Genomic DNA, 18,890 nt, shown 5'->3' on the forward strand with positions numbered 1-18,890 from the left:
CGGCGCACCTAATGTCAGTTATTCCTTTCCTCATTATTTTTCGTTCATTCCCAAGGTTACTCCGACAGTTCTACATGAATCACTTCCACCTCTTCTTCGGGTTTCGGTGTGTACTGCGGATTTAACTCTTTCTCTACTTTGTACCGGTTCTTCTCGTTTTCATCTGCAAGAAGCCGATAGTTTTTGTGTTTCGTGATATCATATTTATCCGAGAAAAATGGTCTGGCACCACGGATCTGCAGGATACATTTTCCTCCATCCATGACTGCAATCTCATCTTCCGTCATCAGCTGTTTGCCTGTTTTCTGGTAATTCAATCCAAAGGACTTCTGATTACTCCTCGTCTCCGAAGTGTTATACAGGTCAATGGTTTCCTTCCCCAGAAGCTCACTCATTTCCTTTAAGGTAGTTTTCTCTTTTCCACCAAGGAATAGTGTGGTATCACAGTTGCCCAGAATGGTATCTGCACTATCCTTATACATTGCCTTTAACTGACTCTGGGACTGCAAAATAATAGAAGCAGAGATTTCCCTGCTTCGTATGGTTGCAATCAGCTTGTCAAACTGAGGAATCTGTCCGATGTTGGCAAACTCATCAGCGATGACACGCACATGCACCGGAAGTCTTCCACCATATTCATCATCTGCCTTATCGCAAAGCAGATTGAAAAGCTGTGACTGTAACATGGCAATCACAAAGTTAAAGGTTGTATCTGTGTCGGACATAATCAAGAACAAGGCTGTTTTCCTGTCTCCGATCTTATCCAGTTCCATTTCATCGTAAGACATGATCTCACGAAGTTCTGCGATATCAAATGGGGCAAGTCTGGCTCCACAGGATATCAAAATACTTTTCGCTGTCTTTCCAGCCGCCATTTTATATTTTTTATACTGTCTGACCGCAAAGTGCTGCGGATCTCTTTCTTCCAGTTCCTGGAACATCATATCCACCGGATTCTGATAAGTTTCATCCTCTTCACGGGTTTCGCTTTCGTTCAAAAGATCCAGAAGGGTATTCAGATTCTTTTCCTCTTCATCCCCTTCATACCAGATAAAAGCAATCAGTGCTGTGTACAGCAATTTCTCTGCTTTCACCCAAAAATCTTCGGAAACTTTTTCCCCTTCGCCTTTGGTATTCACAATGATTGTTGTCACCAGCTTCAGGATATCTTTTTCAGACCGTATATAAGCAAATGGATTGTAATGAAGCGATTTGGAAAAATTGATGGTATTCAGAACCTTAATCACATATGGCTCATGAACCACTTTTCCAGATTTATCTTTCATAATATTTCCATTCTTATCTTTCTTAGGCGGTCCCTTTGCTAACATCTTCCCGCACTCTTCGATCAGAGTACCTTTCGGATCTGTAATGACCATGGAACAATTCATCTGCATGACCGACGGCTTTACAAAAAATCGTGTCTTTCCGGAACCACTGCCACCGATGACCACGATATTTTTATTTCTCGCATACTTCGGCTGCTTTGGTCTGCTCTCCATAGTCAGTGCTTCTGTTGCTGTCAACGGAATATTCATCCAGGGATCATCTGACATATAAGGCTTGATATCCTCTGCAGTTCCCCATCTGGCTGAACCATACTCGATTCCTTTCCGAAGTTTCTTTGCATCTGACTGTTTCTGCCAAACTAATAGTTTCAAAACAACTGCGACAGTAACTCCAACCAATAGATCTCTCAGGTCAAAACTCAACAGAATCCCTGTAAAAATCCGATCTGCATGTTCCATCGCATATAACAGTTTGTTCCCTATATCTTCTCCGGGACTGCTCCTGTATAGGCAGGATGCTCGATCCGCATAAAAAGCGGTCAGAACATAGGGAAGATTCGTAAGAACCAGTTTCTTTTTATCCAGGGCGGACAGCCTGACCCCAGCTTTATTCTTCCACTTCTGCATCAGATTATTGCCGTTTTGTTTCTTCATCGGCTCTGTTCCTGATGTCGGCTCTTTACTTTGTCCTTCGTCTTCTTTGGCATCATTGCCCGGTAAGCTGCAAGACGCTTATGAATGGAAGGTTTATTCGCTTTTTGAATCTGTTTCTGGGAAAACTCACGGAAAGCAGCATTGAGGGCATCCTGATCACGTCCCTTGAAAAATACCAGATAAACCGGCGGCTCTTTGCTCTTGTCTTTTTTCAGAGCATAATTGATCCCATATTTTCTGGCATACCGTTCAAAGGACTTGATATTTTTGTCCGTGATCTCGATATTGACCATCCCGGCATTCTGTTTTGCCAGCTCTTTTACCGTGACCTTTCCCTGTTTCGGCTGATTTTTCTGTGCTTTCTTCTCTACTGATTTCTGCTTCTGATGACGCAGATACGCAACAAGAACCTTTTTCAACAGGTCTGCCGTAATCTTAGTAGCCCGAATACAGAACGTGACCGTTTTCTGAGTTACCTCTTCCTGCATGACTTTTCCCTCCTTTCAGCGATTCAACTGCTGTCCAAATCTGTAATCATGGCAATCACCCCCTTTAATGAAAAAAGACAGATTAACCGGTAATCAGGTTCTGCACCTGTACGAGTTTTTCTGTCCCTTCTTCTTTTCTCTTATCTTCTCCACCACAATAGATGGGAACACACATTTCAAGTATTCTACTGTAAATACGCTGATGGGCAGTATCCAAATCTGTGGACTTCATTTCATTCAGTCCCAGATTCGTTGTTATGATCAGCGGAAGCATTTTACAATAGCGGCTGTCTATCACATTATAGACCTGCTCCAAAGCAAACTCGGAATTTCGTTCTATTCCCAAGTCATCAATAATCAGCAGCGGATAATCCACAAGATTTTGTATAATCTGGTTCTTATCTGCCTGATAGCTGGTCATTTCATTTAAAATCCTGGAAAAGTTTGTCATCATGACACGTTCTCCCTGTTCCAAAAGTGCATTTGCAATACAGCCTGCAAAAAAGCTCTTCCCGGTTCCAACCGGTCCCATCAAAAGCAATCCTACATTTTTTCTCTTCATATCTGTCCAGTTTTCTACATACTGCCTGGCGATTAGTATCTTCTGGTTGCTTCCATTGTCATTTTCAAATTTCCATTCCCAGAATCTTCTTTCCCGAAGTCCGACGGATTTTCTCTGATAAAGCTGCCGCTGTTCTTCTTCCCGCTGCATCTTCTCATCCAGTTCCTGCCTGGCTTTTACCTCGCATTCGCACAAACAGGACACTACATGCTCAAAACCCATCAGACTGACTTTCATCTGTTTTCTTTTTCCACAGGTGCCACAATGAAGACATCCCTCTTCGTCCAGATAATCTGCTGTTACTTTGTTTTCCATCACAGGCTTTCTCCTTCCTGAAATTCATATTTATCCATTCCTATCCTGGTTCCATCCCTTTCTGCCCAAAGACAGATTGTTGCAAAATGGTTTTGATACTCTTTTCCACTGGATTTCATATAAACAGAAAGATGATCAATCCGTTTCTGGTAATCCCATGGAAATAGCGTCATCAACTCCTGCAGTTCAGCTTCCGACAGAACAACATTTTTAAATCTACCATATTGACTGAATTTTTCTTCCAAAGCGGGTGTATTGCCCTTACTCTTATCAGTATGATTCTTTTCAGTCTTATTTATCTTAGTATTACTTCCATCCAGATTCTTGCAGTCCGGACTTCTATTTTTTTGCGTTCCGGACTTCCAGTTTCTTGCAATCCGGATTTCCAATTCTTTGCAGTCTGGATTTCCAGTTTCTGGCATTCCAGAAACAAAGTATCTTACTGGCTTTCCTCTACTCCGTTTTACAAAATTTTTCACATATATGACAGAGGGACGATTATTCCCCTGCCGATACCGCTCGATCAATCCAATCCCATGCACACTATCCAGCTCATATAGAAGCTTTGTCACTGTCGTATGCGACATTCGCAACAGCTCCTGCAATTCTGCGATCGTGTAAATGATATAGACATAACCCTCACTGTCAATCCAGCCATTTTTCTTGGACAGGCTGATTCGATCAAGCAGAATTCCATAAAGGAGCTTTGCGTCTGTGGACAGGCTTGCAAACTCTTTTTCTGTGAACAGAGCTTTTGGTATCCGAAAAAAAGAAAACTGGTCAGATTCTTCTGCTCTGAAATATTCAAAATCTGCCATAATATTTTCCTACTCTTCTACATCAAAATCACAATTTGCTGCACTGCCTGTACCATGGCACATCTCATCAAATACAAAATTGAATGATTGAATCATTTCGTCCAAATAATAATTTCTGGCCTTCTTGTTACAAGCATACATATCACCAATAAAGCCTTCATCATTCCCCATCGCATGAACAAGGGTTTCCAGGACCTTCATAAACTTCTTTTTTGAACAGCTTTCATACTGTCTGTTCACATATTTCTGGATATCTAACACACGAGCAGGATTATTTTCATTTTCCTCCAGAATTCCAAATGCAAGATCCATACCAAACTCATATCCATCAGCCTTAATTTGATCAATATCCATCTCTCCAAGCTCATCCTGGTATCCTCGCTTTTCCATTGCAGTTAAAGACGTTTCATATTGATCAATATATCCCATATCCGCAATAGTTTCAAAAATATCTCTGGATGCTTTCACCATCTTATCCATAATAATTTCTCTTTCAGCCAGCGGCATATTTGCCATGATAGTATCTAATGTCATCATTGATTCTTCCTCCATCTCATTTTCATAAATACCATTGATATAAAAGTGGTTCGCCTTTCCATTGTTTGGAATGATACGCACCAGTTTACCAACCTGAACCAGTTCCTGTACTGCCTGATCTACTCCATACCGAGTCGTATTCAGGTCTTTCTTTATTTCACTTTTGGGATAGATAACAAACAGATTCCCGTTATGATCTACCCAGCCATTTTGCACCGCAAATTTCAAACGATCCAGAAATAAGCTGTATAGAATCTTTGCTGTATTTGACAGATTTTTGTATTTTTCCATCTGAAACAGCACCTTTGGCACCTGCAGACAATCTACCGGCATATACTCCATCTTACTCATTGATTGTTTCCTCCTTCTGTTTGTACAGCACTTCGGCTGAATTAATATTGATTTCCAGCATCCCTACAAACACCTGATAGTACAGCAGGCATATCTGTTCATCCTCTCTTGCCAGATACAATCCTTCCAGTTCATTGGACGGATGTTTCATTCCGTATACTGCCTGACAGATATCATGGATTTTCTCACATTCCACACTTCTAAGATGCATCTCCAAGGTGTGATTAAATCTCTGCCAGTCCTCCAGTTTCTGATTTACTGCCATCATGCACTGGAACAGTTCCGCTGCTTCACATGCTGCTGACAGCACTACATTTTTGTTGTTGATACTTCCATCGGCATTTTTCATATGCCCTACCATATACGCCTGATCTACTGAAACCATCTTTTATCCTCCTCTATCTAAACGGCATTTCTTCTTCCATACCCTCTGGGATCTCTAAGAACCCTTCCGCATCTTCTGGAAACGGTGGTCTGTCAACCATTTTTGCACCTGCGAATTCAATCCGGTTTGCATACACTTCGGTGGTATAGATCTTTTTCCCAGTATCCTTATCTTCATAATTACCTGTGACAATCTCGCCTTCCACCATGACCTTCGTTCCCTGCATCAGATAATCTCTGGCAAATTCTGCTTTCTTTGCAAAAGCCTTTACCGGAATGAAACTGACTTCATCGGAATAATTTCTTCTGACTGCCAGAACAAACTTGGCAATCTTATGAAGTCCTTTTTCATTCTCCACTTCGTTGTATCCGGGATTTCTTACTAATCGCCCGGAAATAACTGTTGTATTCATTGGCTTACCCCTCCTATGCTTTCATTGATTTGTAACAGATACCGATACATGGTCCACATTTTCCATAGGCACATCCGTAACATTCATCTTTTTCCAACTCTTCCTGCTTCATTTCATCGGCAAACATTCCTAACAGTGTTGTGTAAATCTTTTTCATTGCCAGGAATTTTTCTTCTGCTTTTTCCATCTTCTCTTTGTAAAATGGGATCAGTTCACGAAGAACTGGATGGAAACGTTCATTTTCATCATCCCAGGCACAGGTTTTCATCATACAGCGTGGCTGTTTCTCATAATTGCCCAGATAATATGGGCAGAACGTACAGCCTCTTTCTTTAACAATTGCCACCGGAATCACTGGCATCTGACTTTTGATTTCCTTTGTTACATGCTTACTTTCAATTCGCTCTCTCATCTTAAAAATCCTCCAAGAATATATATATTTGCAAAAGGGAATTCCCCTGAATTGCCTGTTTTTAAGCACAAAAAAAGAGGCAGACTTACGATTTTTATTTTCGCAAGCCTGCCTCTTATCAATCTAATATTCTATTTTCCAATGACATACCGTATAAACACGTATATCGCTCTGATCACATACACTGGAATCATGATGCTTCCAATCAATGCTCCAATAATGACACTTAATGCAGCCATCCCAAGTGTTGCTGTGGTATCCATTCCTCTCGGAATTAGAATCAACCGCATTTTATGTATTCCAAATGGAAGTCCGGCAATAAATACCCACCAGAACCAATCCGTCTGCCCACTGACCTTCATAATTGTTTTTGTCATCCAAAACCAGAATACCATAAATGCCAGTGGCAGAATTGATTTTTTAATTACATCTTCAATCGTCATCTTTTTTTCTCCCTCTGTCTGATTCCTTCCGCCACCTCCCGATTAAGGTTTGCCAGTATTTCTCTAACCACAGGAGAATCCAATCGAAAGGTTTCCAGATCTTTCTCCGTAAGCTCCCTTCCGTTCGCATCATATCTTCGTACAATTTTTAAAGCCATACTTTCACTTCCTTCCTGCTGATAATCCTAATGTTTTCAACAAATGTTTAAATTTCTCTCTTTTTATCCGTTTAACACGTATCTTTTCTATCTTTTTCAGATAGACTTGTATTCTACTTGCCATATCTTCATTGTTCATTCTTTACCCTCTCTTTCTGCCCACGATGCCAGAAGCATAAATATAATTTCTTCCATCTGAGTCTTTGTATATGTCTCTGGAAAATATTGTTTCAATTTCTTCGCCGGAATCTGCACCTGAACTTTTTCAATACTTTCATTCATGCAAATCTGGTCAATCTCTGAATACGTCAACATCCGTTCTTTTGAAATCTGTTTCAATTCCTTTGCCTGCTTCATGGACGGTACTATATTGTGATTATGCATATACTGAAGTAATATCTGCTGCTCTTCAGTTCTCAAATAGGAAACTTCAACAGCTGTATTAAAGGGAAGCTTCTTCTCGTCTGCCAATTCTAAAAACTCTGCGATCAACTCTGTCAGATGAATATATCGAAGAATCTGTCTGGAACTATCTCCTGTATTCTGACTGACTTCTTCCGCCGCTAACTTCTTGCCAACTTGGCAAGAAGTTAAATCAGACCGTTTCCCCTGACGCTTTAACGCCTCATATTTCATTTTATAAGCGAATGCCTTTTCGCTGATTAGTAGCTCTTCTCGCTGAATGTTGGAATCTACCATGATCACCGTCGCTTCGTCATCTGTAATATCTTTGATGATAACCGGCATTTTCTCTAATCCTGCAAGTTCACATGCTCGTTTTCGCCGATGACCAGCTACAAGCTCATAACCACCGGACTCTCTCAACCGCACAATACCGGGAACCAACACGCCATATTGTGTAATGCTTTCAGACAATTCCTCCATTTTCTTATCATCTTTTACTTGAAATGGGTGATTTGGAAACGGATGAAGGCTTCCTATTGCTATCTCACTGATTCCATTGGTTGTCTCTTCGCTTGTTCCAAACAACGCATCAAGCGGCTGTAAGGAAATGGGTGTTGCTCTTTTTTTAGATGGCATCTTTCAGCACCTCCTCCGTCACTCTCCGATAAGCTTCTGTAGCTTTGCCTTTCGGATCATAAGAGAAAATACTCTGTCCTTCTCTGACTGCCTCCTTCATTCTTACGGAAAATGGAATATAATTATCAAAGATATTAATTTGACTTCCATATACATTTCTGAGAAGTTCCATATTATTCCTGGCATCATTCGTATGAGCATCCACCATCGTAAACAGAATTCCACCGACTTGCAGCTTCGGATTGATTTGCTTACGGACCTTACCGATCGTTTTTAATAACTGCTGCAATCCTTTGATTGGCAGGTAAGACGCTTCAACCGGAATTAGTACTTCATCTGATGCAGCCAGTGCATTGATTGTGATCATTCCCAATGATGGCATACAATCAATGATAATTGCATCATATTGATCCTTGATACCATATAAAATCTGTTTCAATACATATTCCCTGCTCATTGCATTTACCAACTGTACTTCCGTACCTGCCAGTCCAATGTTAGAACAGATAATGTCTATTCCTTCTGCCTGATGCCTGATATAACAGTCTGAAGGAATATCTTCATCTTTCATTACTGTATCCATAAGAGCTGTAAGTGTTTCATTACTTTCATCACAATCACGATATCCAAATCCTGCGGATACATCAGACTGTGGATCTGCATCTACAATCAACACTTTCATATTCTTTTGTGCCAATCCTACTGCTAAATTAGCTGTACATGCGGATTTTCCCGTTCCCCCTTTTTGGTTTACAATAGAAATAATTCTAGCCATTTTTTCATCACCTTTCAATCAATAAAAATGACCGAATCAGCTAAACAGATTTTCATCCATTACGAGCTAATTCGGTCCTGTTTTTCGCTATTAAATTGTAATATCACCACTTTCGTGATACAGTAAAAGCATCTCAGATAAAAGCGGAAATTTTCTTTCATCTGAATAAGTTTTTTATAAAAGGTAGGCCTTTCCTTCATAAATTTGTTGATTCGTTGCAAGTTTTTTTCAGGACCAAATCGACTCAACCCCTTGTATTTACTGGGTTTCCGTTGATTTAGTCTTATTTTATCATCATCATCCGATATTCGCATTCCTGTATGAAATAATATGTACACTACTTCATAGTATTTACAGTACACCACATCGTCATGCACAAACTTTAGGAACTTTCTCATCTGCTCTTTTGTGACTGCCTCTCTTGTGACTGCGTCATTTACCAATACTCCGGCAAGCTGAAATCCAAATGGATTCTTTACCAGAATGTCATCATCCACCGCCATCTGAAAGGCCGGGCGCAGCACTCCCCGGATGGTATGAATGGAACTGTAGCTTTTCCCATCCTCTTGCTGCAATTTGATAAGGAACAGCTTTGCATCGGATGTTTTCACACTTCGTATCGTCTTTTTGTCAAATGCTTCCTTTGCAAGTAATCTCTGTACTGTAACATATCCCTGTTTTGTGCTTTGCCTTACTCCTGTCTTTGTTTTCAAATATCGGTCTACCAGTTCACAGACAGTCATCTGTCCGTCTACGATATTTACAAGCAAATCCAAATCTGTGTTTACCTGTTTTTCCAATTCACGAAGGGAGAGGCATGGCTTCTTGCCCTTTGGAAGTTTGTCCGTAGGCTCTAGTTTCCAACTGTATACAAAATGTGGTTTTCCATCAATGTGATATTTATATTGATATTTTCCGTCTGCTCTTATGCTTTCTCCCGGTCTTAATACTCTGCGTTTGGAGTCTCGCCTTGTCTGTCCTCTTCCTGCCTTTGCCATTATACCCGCCTCCTTAGTTCTGGATGGTTACGCAGATACCTTTCAAAGGCTACACGAAGAATCAGCTTGCGTTCTCCGTAATATGCCAGAAAATCTTCCCCATCCGTATTATTCAATAAATCGTAAAATTTTCTCCGGCTCAAAACAAAATATTCAATTGCCTAAGAAGGATTCAAAATATCCTTTTCTGCTAAACTTGGTCTTGCCATAAAAGGACTTCCTTTCTGCCAAAAGTGGCTGTTTTCAAGGGTTTTCGGGGTCATCCTATGTTCGCTCTTATACCCTGTAATAGCAACTACTTTCGGCAGATAAAAGGAACTATATTTCTGAAGAATTAAGAATAAATTCTTCGAACTTCGGGCGGATAATGAGGATTCGGTTTCCACAGTACACCGCCGCCGTTCCAAGGTTATCCTCTGCAATTCTTCTCAGGTTCTTTATACCAATATTAAAATAAGCTGCTGCCTCCTTGATGGTGATCATATACTTCTCACTAACAGGAAGCATTTCATTGCTTTCTGCATTCATAGTATCTCTCCTTCCGACAAGGTGGTCACACAGCTAACTCCTTTGTACTATTTTTTCTTTTTTGTCATTTTCGCTCTGATTCTGTGATATTTGCCCCCAGGGGCGGTCTAAATCTCTGTCACCTTTTATGCCGGGCAACGGTGCCGCCCCTTCACGCACAAAAACTGCGAATTTAAACGGGGTATTAACCCCCAATACAGCTAAATACCATACAAGGGGCATATATCCCATTCAAGATGATAGAAATAAAATCAAACAATTCTATGCTTATTTCCCTGCATCTGCCATCTGGATAACCTTGATTGCTTCATTTCTTACAAGTTTTCCGTCAAGGAACTCAAATGCAAGATATCCAATCTGATCATACAGTACAAATTTTTCCAACAATGTTCTTACCGTCACAGGCTTTCTTCCTACAATCCAGTAATATGAAAAGTCACCAAATGCAATCGGCTTAGTACCAGTTTCGATATCCGGCATATATTCAGAAATAATAACCTGTTTGCCAAGAATTGTATCATTTGCCTGATTCCACAAATAATTGCCATTATTATCCTTCAGTTTTCTGAGTACAAGTGCTGTTTTATCATTCATAAGCCAGATACCATTTCTTCTATATTCTTTATCAACACTAAAATATAAACAAATCACATCATCATAAGTCAGTGTTTCTACTGCCAGTGCTGTTTCTGCTCCATCTGTATCATGAAGAATATCAGTAGGTTCATCTGCTCCGGTTCCATTAATAAATGCGTTATCCTCAGCTTTTCCAAATGACTTTCCAAGCTTTTGTGTCAGATACTTTTCAATATCAAATCCTGCGTCATTTACAAAATCCTCATCCAATGTAACGATAGATGCCAGCTTATAGCTTTCAATCGTTTTTTCATTGAAATCTCCTGCACTTTCATATACTGGAATTGCAGCTCCCTCCGCTACAAATTCCGCTTTATCCTTACAATCCTTCGCAAAGATTCTATAACCATTTTTATATGCACGAATAACTGTCGCTATCTTTCTGAAATCAGATTCCTTTTCAATTTCATTCATAACCTTTCCGGCTGCAACAGTCGGCATACTGTAAGTTCCTGTACTAATATCCCTACCCTTTGCAAGAATATCCTCTCTCGCCTCTTTGTTTCTCATCGCATTCCAGAACTGAATATCATATTCTGGCTGTGCCGTAATCTGTGTATTGCTAATCATGCTTTTCTCCTCCTTAATTTCTATCACACACAGGATATTTATAAAGTCCAAGTGTATTTAATGTCAGCTGTCTTCCAATCTGTTTCAAATGATTGCCACACTTCGGGCAATGAATTTCATACGCAAATGCCATTTCCTCTGTATGATCATTGCTCGCATGAAGTCTGTACGTTTTCTTTATCTTTCCAGTCTCATCCCGGCTCAGTTCATCCGTCAGATATAAACTGCACATTCTCTGTGCATATTCTTCAGAATAATATGCATTTGACGCATTCAACAATGTTCCTTCCTTATTCAGTTTAGTTAATGGAAATACCATAATAAAATCCTCCTTTGTTCTATCGTCTGCACTTATCACAGGTGTACAGACCAAGTTTATTTGCATCATGATTCTGAGCCATCTGCTTTAATACTGCACCACACAAAGGACAGTGAATTTCTATGCTGTCCGTAGCATTCTGGCTCATCGGCTCTTTTGAATAAAGCCTGTAATAATTGGAAATAATCTCCGACAGGTACATTCTACTGTTCTGCCGTACTGTTTCCTTGTCTGTTGATAAAAACATCGGTACCTTTTCCAGTCCATCTGTATCTCCATCAATCAGAGGATGGTATCTTATCATCTGCATCCACTACACCGCCTTTCCATCTAATCTTGTAAATCTGTCTCTGCAGAAATCCATTGCATCTTCATAAGTAGGGAACACCAGACACGAAAATCCATACTGCACTTTCCATATTGGAAAATTCTTATCCTGCTTCTGAGATACCACCACAGGCAATCCTGCCCTTCCCTGCAATAAATCCTTGCATTCATATCCCTCTCTTGAAAACATCTTCTTATCAGAATCTGTCAACTTGAAGTCTGTGCCATAAAATATTCTGTGTGTCATCTTCTTCTCTCCTTCCTTTTCTCTGTGGGTAGCAGTTCTATCTTCCGAGGTAGCAGTTCTCACGGTTTTATAATCACAATTACTCTTTTTATATGCCGTTTTATTTCTGCATTAAACTTTTTATTTTTCAGCTAAGAAGTCTCTTCCTTCTGTCATCAAAATGTACCGGAAGTTTTGTAATATCACACTGACCCAATAATATGAATCCCTTTGCCACTTGGAGATACTTCTACATAGGAAGAAAACCGAGATAACATAAGCTGTGCAAATGGATCTGAAATATCCTTATGGTCTATATCTAATAAGAAGAAGCCTTTCGGAATCTTCAAGCCAAGCCCCGATGCCCGAAACTGATTTCTGGCTGATTCTGCATCATCAAAAGATACCCATGTACCATTATGTGCATCATCTGTTCCTGTAGCTCCTCCGTTTGCTGCGAATGGAACTTTGGTAACTTTCCCATTCTTGCCGGGTTTTGCTGACCATAAAAACCACAGATTTTTATCCTTTAATTCATCCACTGTCATATCTCCCATCCTGCTCACCTCCTCCTTTTCTGCAATTCTATTTAATGGTTAATAGACGTTCTTACAAGCCATTCTTTATAAGCTTCAATCGGAATCAGAATTCTTGCTCCGATTCGTATTGTCGGAAATCCCGGTGTCTTTACCAGTTCATATGCCTTTGGCAGGCTGATTCCCATCTGTGCAGATAATTCCTGCACACTCATAGTTGTTTTTTCCATAAGATGTTGCTCCTTTCGTAGATTTTGTTGCGTTCGTCTCTTCAATGGTCGTTTCTCTGCTACCGCTCATGGCGGCTACCAGTCCCCGCAGTAACAAAGGCTTGTTCATTGAGAACGGGATGAAATTGTCAAGGTACAAATCCGTTACAGCATTTTGTGTAACTTTTTATTGTTTTCATGAATATTTTAAGCTATAATGTAACCGAAGTCCAAAAACTGACGGTAACGCTAACGGTTACGAATTAACGATTGGAATGAGGTATGATATGCCATTAAACTGGAATGATGAAACGATTCCATCAGAAGCAGATAAAACAACAGATATATTAGGATTTAAAGAAATCGGTGGTATCGGGCAACTGATTTACCACCCTTTCCGATTCAAGAAATATGAACTTGATATTGATAAAAGCGATGATTATTGTGCAACACCATTTTGCCGCCCCGGATATGAACCCATCTTTCCTAAAGAAGATTTTCTTTCCGGACAGGGACTGCTTACCAGCCTTTGCAATCTGGCAATGCAGATAAACAGCTTTGATAATAAAATTCCATATACACAGCTCATCATGAAATGGTGTACAAATAATATGCATCCATATAATATTGATTTCATTTATTCTGAATTGAATGAATCGTTTGATATAAATAGCTTCGATGCAGAAATGGTAGAAAAAGACGGAACATTCGAGATTAACAACTTCTTAGATGACCTCGGAAAATTATATAATGCAGTCATGTTTTATGTTGCTCTTGAAGGTGTCTGTATTGCCGATGACGAAGCTGCATATGATTTATCCAAAGAAGGAAAATACTTTGAGGGCTACTCTTTCTTTGATAAATATAAGCATCCTATCGTTGCAATACCGGATGACTTAGATTATGGGGAGGCAAAAGGAAATCTCATAGAAGAAATGCGAATTGATAATGAGTACATTAAAAATCATCCGGCAGAAAAACCTCCAACCGGAGAATTTGCTACTATACCATATGATGATTACGATGAATTACGGAATGCACTTATTGACATTATTCCGGAATTTACCATGAAATTAAAGGTAGATCCCCGCACTAACCGATTAGAATTTTCTACCGATATTAATTCTGTATTTGATATTGCATGGCTGACACTTGCAAGAATGCTTTCCGAAGACCCTGCACCAGAAGATAAAGGTAAATCGGATAATCGTCCAGAAGGCATTATGATTCGTTGTCGGAACTGTGGTAAATTCATAATCCGAAAAAGTAACCGACAGGAATTTTGTGATGCCGAAGAATGCCAGAAGGTTCGAAATGCCCGAAAGCAAAAAGCCTATCGTGAGCGAAAAGCCATTGAAAAGGCTCAAAAAATCAAGAAAAAAGCACATTAATTTATATGATTTGGCGGAAAGACAAATAGATTATTGTATCTAATGTCAGCCAGCTACATGCAATTATGTGCTATGATATTATATAAAATATGTTAAAAGACGCCGGAATCCCCCCTATGCAATTTCGCGAAAAAACGTGTGTGAGGGGGCATCGGTCTTTAGGATAAATAGTTACAGAGATAATACTCCCCCATGGAGTAAAGGAGGACATACATAATGGCAGATTTAGAAGTACAAGAAAAAGACGGGAAAATATATTGTCCCTTAAAGAAAGCATGGCACGTATCAACACCAGAAGAAAGAGTTCGTCAATATTACATCGCTATTCTTGCTAACAAATATGGATACTCTCTTGAACAAATGGATCAGGAACTTAAAGTAAATAACTCCAAACGTGGTCAAGGTAAAGCTCGCGCAGATATTGTAATTTGGAAAAGTGAGCAGGACAAAAAAGACAAAAAGGCTGCTTTTATTGTAGTAGAGTGCAAAGCTGAAAATGTTAAGATTCGAGTTGAAGATTATTACCAAGGATTTAATTATGCTTCTTGGGCACATGCAGAATTCTTTGTAACAACAAACGAAAAAGAAATAAAATATTTTAATGTAGACCCTGCATATTTACCTCAAAAATTAGATGAAGTTGTAGCTATTCCTACTGCTAAAGATGTAGATGATGCTGCAAGAATTGAACAAATCAAAAATCAAACCAAGCTTTTTACACGTGATGAATTCACAAAGACGTTACGCGCTTGTCATAGCATAATTAGGAATAATGATAAGCTATCTCCAGAGGCTGCGTTTGACGAAATCAGCAAACTACTTTTCATGAAAATTAGATTCGAGCGTGACAATAAGGGTATGAAAGTATTCACAAAACAGGAATACCTTGATGCTGCCCAAAATCACGAAAAAAATGTCAGACCGGGTCTAAAGGGCACTGACTTATACGCACTCTCTTACATGCAGTTTTTATTTAGAACTACCAAAGAGTTCTTTAAAGATGACAGATTATTTGATGATAAAGACGAAATAAATATCAGAGAGAATAGTTTCATTCAAATCTTGGAGAAACTTGAAACATTTAATCTATCCGATACGCAAGATGACGTTAAAGGAATAGCATTCGAAGAATTCCTCGGAACAACATTCAGAGGCGAATTAGGACAGTTCTTCACCCCTAGAACTATCGTTGATTTTATGACAGAGATTCTTGACCCTCAAGAGGGTGAGGTAATTTGTGACCCTACCTGTGGCTCTGGCGGATTCTTAATTAAGGCTTTTGAATATGTAAGAGAAAAAATAGAGGCAGATATCCGTTCAAAAAAGGATTCTTTAAGACTTTCCATTGAAGGGAATGACTACGATGCTCTTCCAGAAGATAAACAAGTAAAGATAAGTCATTCCATAGATAAAATGCAAGCAGCACTAAATACTGAATTAGATACTGGCATTGAGGGTAGTCGAATGTATCAGCTTTCTAGGAATTGCATTTATGGTACAGATGCTAATCCACGTATGGCTCGTACATCTAAAATGAACATGATTATGCATGGCGATGGTCATGGTGGTGTGCATCATCATGACGGGTTGCTTAATGTTAATGGTATTTTTGAAGAGAGATTTGACGTTATCTTAACAAATCCACCTTTTGGTCAGAATGTGGATAGAGGTCAGCTCATTTCAGAAGCAGATAAATTCACTGACGAAGAAATGAAGAAAAAATATAAGAAAAAATATGGTGCAGCTTACGATGAAGCCCTAAAGCAGGTTGATGACCATATCGGCGAGTCATTACTATCTCTTTACGATTTAGGTAATACTTCTACACTGACAGAAGTTTTATTTATGGAAAGATGCTTACGACTTCTAAAAAAAGGAGGTCGTATGGGGATGGTACTCCCAGAAGGCGTTCTAAACAATAAAAACCTGCAGGCTGTTAGAGAATATTTTGAAGGAAAAGCAAAAATTATTCTGATTTGCTCTATCCCACAGGATGTATTTATAGCTGCAGGCGCAACTGTAAAACCAAGTCTTGTTTTTATGCGAAGATTCACAAATGATGAAGAATCTAAATATGCAAATTGCAAGTCTGAAGCACTTGCTGAAGTAACAGCTTTACACCAAGCAGAAATTGACAAATTAGAAGCCACTATTGCTAAAGCAGATGCTCTCACGGAATCACTTAAAGATGACCTTAAGAAGGCACAGACAAAGCTTAAGCAGGCAAAGAAGGACAAGAAAAATACAACATCAGTTGAGACAGAAATAACAACAATCAAAAAAGAGCAAGCTGACAATAGGCTAAATAAGAAAACTGCTGAAAAAGAATTGAAGGAACTTTATAAGCAGATTGATGAAGAGACAAAACCGGTTGTTAAGAAGAAGTTTGATTATGATATTCCTATTGCAAAGATTGATGATGCTGGAATCACAACGACTGGTGCTGCATCCGAAGGAAATCAGTTACCGCAGTTAGTAGATGAATACTCAGCTTATAGAATACAGAATAATTTATGGCCAGTTTTAAACAATGAAATAATCTATGCCATGAATACCGACGGAAAATATTGTAGGTATATTGGTAGTCAGGAGGTGGTGTTGAATGAGCAATAAACCAGCACTACTTTCAACTGTTCCTTTTTCTTCATTTTCCCAATGGGATGTGAAACAGTTCTTTTTTGCAAAGATACTTTCAAAATATCCCGTGGAGGAATTAGGAAAACATTTAATTCATCAAACAGAAAAAATACAACTATCTGATGAGCCTACCAAAGAATTCACCATATTAGGCGTGTCAAATAAAATCGGTATGTTTGATGGTTCTACTGAAAAAGGAAGCAAAATTAAACAAAAGTACCATGTTGTAAAAGATAATTGGTTAGCCTACAACCCATATCGAATTAATGTAGGTTCAATAGGAATAAAAACACCTAATTTGAAAGGTAGTTATATAAGTCCTGCATATGTTGTTTTTAGTTGTAAGGATACTATTCTACCTGAATATTTGTGGCTGATGATGAAAAGTGATTTCTTCAATAAGCTTATCAAGGATTCGACAACTGGTTCAGTTAGACAAACATTGCATTTTGAAAAACTTGCATCTATAAAAGCACCTATACCTTCTGTGACCGTGCAACAACAGATTCTCGACGCATATCATGCTAAACTTGATGAAGCAGATGAAAATATCAGGAAGGGTAATAATTATAGCGATGGATTGTTATTAAGTGTTCAAGCTGATGTTTCAGATTTAAAAAACAAAACAACTAAAAATACTGCTAGTTCGTCAATCTTACAAATTATCCCTTTCACATCTACTATAAGGTGGGAAGTTGACTATATACAAAAAAAAGGACGATTAGAGACCATATACAATAGTTTTAAGTATCAGGAATATTGTATTAACGATTTGCAAAAGGAATCACTATTTGGACTTTCAGTGAAGGCTTCTTTAGATAAGAAAAATGGTATGATTCCTGTATTAAGGATGTCGAATGTGATTAATGGAGAACTCGATTTTTCAACATTAAAATATTTGCCTGCAGATTGTGCATCAACTGAAAAAGAGCCTCAAAAGTGGATTTTACGTAAAGGAGATTTTTTAATAACGAGAACTAATGGTAGCAAAGATTTGATAGGCAAAGCCGCTATTTTTAACAGTGACGAAACATATACGTATGCATCTTATCTCATCAGATATCGTTTTGACACAACTATTGTGTTACCTGAGTATGTAAATATTTTATTTATGACACCTCTTGTTCGAGAACAAATTGCAGTTATGCGAAGACAAGGAGGGGGACAATATAACTTGAATAGTGACGAAATTGGAGCTATCCGCCTTCCAGTTCCCTCTATACCAATTCAGAAACAAATAATAAAAAAATTCTTTGATGCAAAAGATGAAGCCCAAATATATTATGATACAGCCACTAAATGTCAAATCGAGGCAGCCGTAGATTTCGAAAAAGAAATATTCTCTTAAACTAAAAAAGCCACAATCCCGGTAGTCTCCCTACCAACAATTGTGGCTTTTTATGTTCAAAGTTTTGTATGTGTGCCATCGCTTAGTAGTCCCTTACTACTAAGGATTTCTCCCCCACACCTTTGCCTTTATCCAGATTCCGCCCATGAGCCTTAGTAGTCGAAACCGTAGTTTAGCAAAGAGCAGAAATCGTAAGCATTTATAAAACTATGATTCCTGCTTTTTGTTTGTATATGGGCATACTTATCCCCTTCTCTTTGTACTCGTGATTATTCCGGGGCTCTCTGAGCCACCTGTCCGGACTTTGAGAGCCACCATTCCGGAGAATGAGAGCCATATATTCCGGTAATTCAGAGCCACCTTATCGGGCTCTATTACATATATTTCCTTTATACTGTAAATACACACCTTGGGTGTAAATACAGATAAAGGAGGTCGTAAGTTATGACCAAGTATGTAAACGCTCAACAGGTTCTTTCCATTGTTAGTTGAATTCACAGCGAAAGTGCTCGTGTAAAAGCACTT

24 protein-coding genes and 1 pseudogene are annotated in these 18,890 nt (G+C 39.0%); 3 read left to right on the forward strand and 22 right to left on the reverse strand.

Features of this window, described 5'->3' with window-relative positions:
• Positions 1–56: 56 nt before the first annotated feature.
• From LI126_RS11550 to LI126_RS11645, 21 genes and pseudogenes are all read right to left on the reverse strand, one after another.
• Complete coding sequence (locus tag LI126_RS11550) at positions 57–1,943, reverse strand: VirD4-like conjugal transfer protein, CD1115 family (protein ID WP_227165428.1); 1,887 nt, start codon at positions 1,941–1,943, stop codon at positions 57–59.
• A complete protein-coding gene (locus LI126_RS11555; protein ID WP_024720793.1) occupies positions 1,940–2,431 on the reverse strand; it encodes a PcfB family protein in 492 nt (163 codons plus the stop codon). The genes LI126_RS11550 and LI126_RS11555 overlap by 4 nt, the downstream gene beginning before the upstream one ends.
• An 82-nt stretch (positions 2,432–2,513) precedes the next feature.
• Positions 2,514–3,308: an ATP-binding protein gene (locus LI126_RS11560; protein WP_024720794.1), complete on the reverse strand. Its 795-nt coding sequence runs from the start codon at positions 3,306–3,308 to the stop codon at positions 2,514–2,516.
• Positions 3,308–4,126: a replication initiator protein A gene (locus tag LI126_RS11565; RefSeq protein ID WP_024720795.1), complete on the reverse strand. Its 819-nt coding sequence runs from the start codon at positions 4,124–4,126 to the stop codon at positions 3,308–3,310. The genes LI126_RS11560 and LI126_RS11565 overlap by 1 nt, the downstream gene beginning before the upstream one ends.
• A gap of 9 nt (positions 4,127–4,135) precedes the next feature.
• A complete protein-coding gene (locus LI126_RS11570; RefSeq protein WP_024728267.1) occupies positions 4,136–5,014 on the reverse strand; it encodes a replication initiator protein A in 879 nt (292 codons plus the stop codon).
• Entirely contained in the window at positions 5,007–5,399 is a 393-nt protein-coding gene (locus tag LI126_RS11575) for a hypothetical protein (RefSeq protein WP_008688048.1), read from the reverse strand. Before LI126_RS11575 ends, LI126_RS11570 begins: the two co-directional genes overlap by 8 nt.
• 13 nt (positions 5,400–5,412) lie before the next feature.
• Positions 5,413–5,811: a single-stranded DNA-binding protein gene (locus LI126_RS11580; RefSeq protein ID WP_005344165.1), complete on the reverse strand. Its 399-nt coding sequence runs from the start codon at positions 5,809–5,811 to the stop codon at positions 5,413–5,415.
• Positions 5,812–5,824: 13 nt separating this feature from the next.
• Positions 5,825–6,223: a hypothetical protein gene (locus LI126_RS11585; RefSeq protein WP_008688044.1), complete on the reverse strand. Its 399-nt coding sequence runs from the start codon at positions 6,221–6,223 to the stop codon at positions 5,825–5,827.
• Positions 6,224–6,354: 131 nt separating this feature from the next.
• Positions 6,355–6,666, reverse strand: a complete 312-nt coding sequence (locus tag LI126_RS11590) for a DUF6050 family protein (protein ID WP_022068206.1) — start codon at positions 6,664–6,666, stop codon at positions 6,355–6,357.
• Positions 6,663–6,824: a hypothetical protein gene (locus tag LI126_RS11595; protein ID WP_164468309.1), complete on the reverse strand. Its 162-nt coding sequence runs from the start codon at positions 6,822–6,824 to the stop codon at positions 6,663–6,665. The genes LI126_RS11590 and LI126_RS11595 overlap by 4 nt, the downstream gene beginning before the upstream one ends.
• Before the next feature lie 4 nt (positions 6,825–6,828).
• Positions 6,829–6,963: a hypothetical protein gene (locus tag LI126_RS15730; protein ID WP_255420280.1), complete on the reverse strand. Its 135-nt coding sequence runs from the start codon at positions 6,961–6,963 to the stop codon at positions 6,829–6,831.
• Positions 6,960–7,865 (reverse strand): ParB/RepB/Spo0J family partition protein, encoded by a 906-nt coding sequence (locus LI126_RS11600; RefSeq protein WP_024720797.1) that lies wholly within the window; start codon positions 7,863–7,865, stop codon positions 6,960–6,962. Before LI126_RS11600 ends, LI126_RS15730 begins: the two co-directional genes overlap by 4 nt.
• Complete coding sequence (locus LI126_RS11605) at positions 7,855–8,640, reverse strand: ParA family protein (protein WP_024720798.1); 786 nt, start codon at positions 8,638–8,640, stop codon at positions 7,855–7,857. Before LI126_RS11605 ends, LI126_RS11600 begins: the two co-directional genes overlap by 11 nt.
• 299 nt (positions 8,641–8,939) lie before the next feature.
• Positions 8,940–9,638: pseudogene (locus LI126_RS11610) on the reverse strand (integrase DNA-binding domain-containing protein); the annotation flags it as partial.
• Between the two features lie 318 nt (positions 9,639–9,956).
• Positions 9,957–10,166 carry an excisionase gene (locus tag LI126_RS11615; RefSeq protein WP_227165429.1) on the reverse strand — a complete coding sequence of 70 codons (210 nt, stop codon included), beginning with the start codon at positions 10,164–10,166 and terminating at the stop codon, positions 9,957–9,959.
• A 267-nt stretch (positions 10,167–10,433) separates the two neighbouring features.
• Entirely contained in the window at positions 10,434–11,372 is a 939-nt protein-coding gene (locus LI126_RS11620) for a phage major capsid protein (RefSeq protein ID WP_227165430.1), read from the reverse strand.
• A 13-nt stretch (positions 11,373–11,385) separates the two neighbouring features.
• Positions 11,386–11,691: a hypothetical protein gene (locus LI126_RS11625; RefSeq protein ID WP_227165431.1), complete on the reverse strand. Its 306-nt coding sequence runs from the start codon at positions 11,689–11,691 to the stop codon at positions 11,386–11,388.
• A 19-nt stretch (positions 11,692–11,710) separates the two neighbouring features.
• Positions 11,711–12,001: a hypothetical protein gene (locus LI126_RS11630; RefSeq protein WP_227165432.1), complete on the reverse strand. Its 291-nt coding sequence runs from the start codon at positions 11,999–12,001 to the stop codon at positions 11,711–11,713.
• 3 nt (positions 12,002–12,004) lie between these two features.
• Positions 12,005–12,265, reverse strand: a complete 261-nt coding sequence (locus LI126_RS11635) for a hypothetical protein (RefSeq protein WP_227165433.1) — start codon at positions 12,263–12,265, stop codon at positions 12,005–12,007.
• 182 nt (positions 12,266–12,447) lie between these two features.
• The gene (locus tag LI126_RS11640) at positions 12,448–12,801 is read right to left on the reverse strand and encodes a hypothetical protein (protein ID WP_227165434.1); all 354 of its coding nucleotides are present in this window, start codon (positions 12,799–12,801) and stop codon (positions 12,448–12,450) included.
• Between the two features lie 32 nt (positions 12,802–12,833).
• A complete protein-coding gene (locus LI126_RS11645; RefSeq protein WP_072523206.1) occupies positions 12,834–13,010 on the reverse strand; it encodes an excisionase family DNA-binding protein in 177 nt (58 codons plus the stop codon).
• 266 nt (positions 13,011–13,276) lie between these two features.
• On the opposite strand from LI126_RS11645, the gene LI126_RS11650 reads away from it, so the two are divergent.
• From LI126_RS11650 to LI126_RS11660, 3 genes are all read left to right on the forward strand, one after another.
• Positions 13,277–14,380 (forward strand): hypothetical protein, encoded by a 1,104-nt coding sequence (locus LI126_RS11650; RefSeq protein WP_227165435.1) that lies wholly within the window; start codon positions 13,277–13,279, stop codon positions 14,378–14,380.
• A 216-nt stretch (positions 14,381–14,596) separates the two neighbouring features.
• Positions 14,597–16,993, forward strand: coding sequence for an N-6 DNA methylase (locus LI126_RS11655; RefSeq protein WP_227165436.1), 2,397 nt, complete (start codon positions 14,597–14,599; stop codon positions 16,991–16,993).
• Complete coding sequence (locus LI126_RS11660; RefSeq protein WP_227165437.1) at positions 16,983–18,365, forward strand: restriction endonuclease subunit S; 1,383 nt, start codon at positions 16,983–16,985, stop codon at positions 18,363–18,365. Before LI126_RS11655 ends, LI126_RS11660 begins: the two co-directional genes overlap by 11 nt.
• A gap of 243 nt (positions 18,366–18,608) precedes the next feature.
• Here LI126_RS11660 and LI126_RS11665 read toward each other — a convergent pair.
• Positions 18,609–18,890, reverse strand: a 282-nt coding sequence (locus tag LI126_RS11665) for a hypothetical protein (protein ID WP_227165438.1), incomplete at its 5' end; no start/stop codon positions are given.

Source organism: Mediterraneibacter sp. 210702-DFI.5.30 (assembly GCF_020560115.1).
GTDB classification, from domain to species: Bacteria; Bacillota; Clostridia; order Lachnospirales; family Lachnospiraceae; genus Mediterraneibacter; species Mediterraneibacter faecis.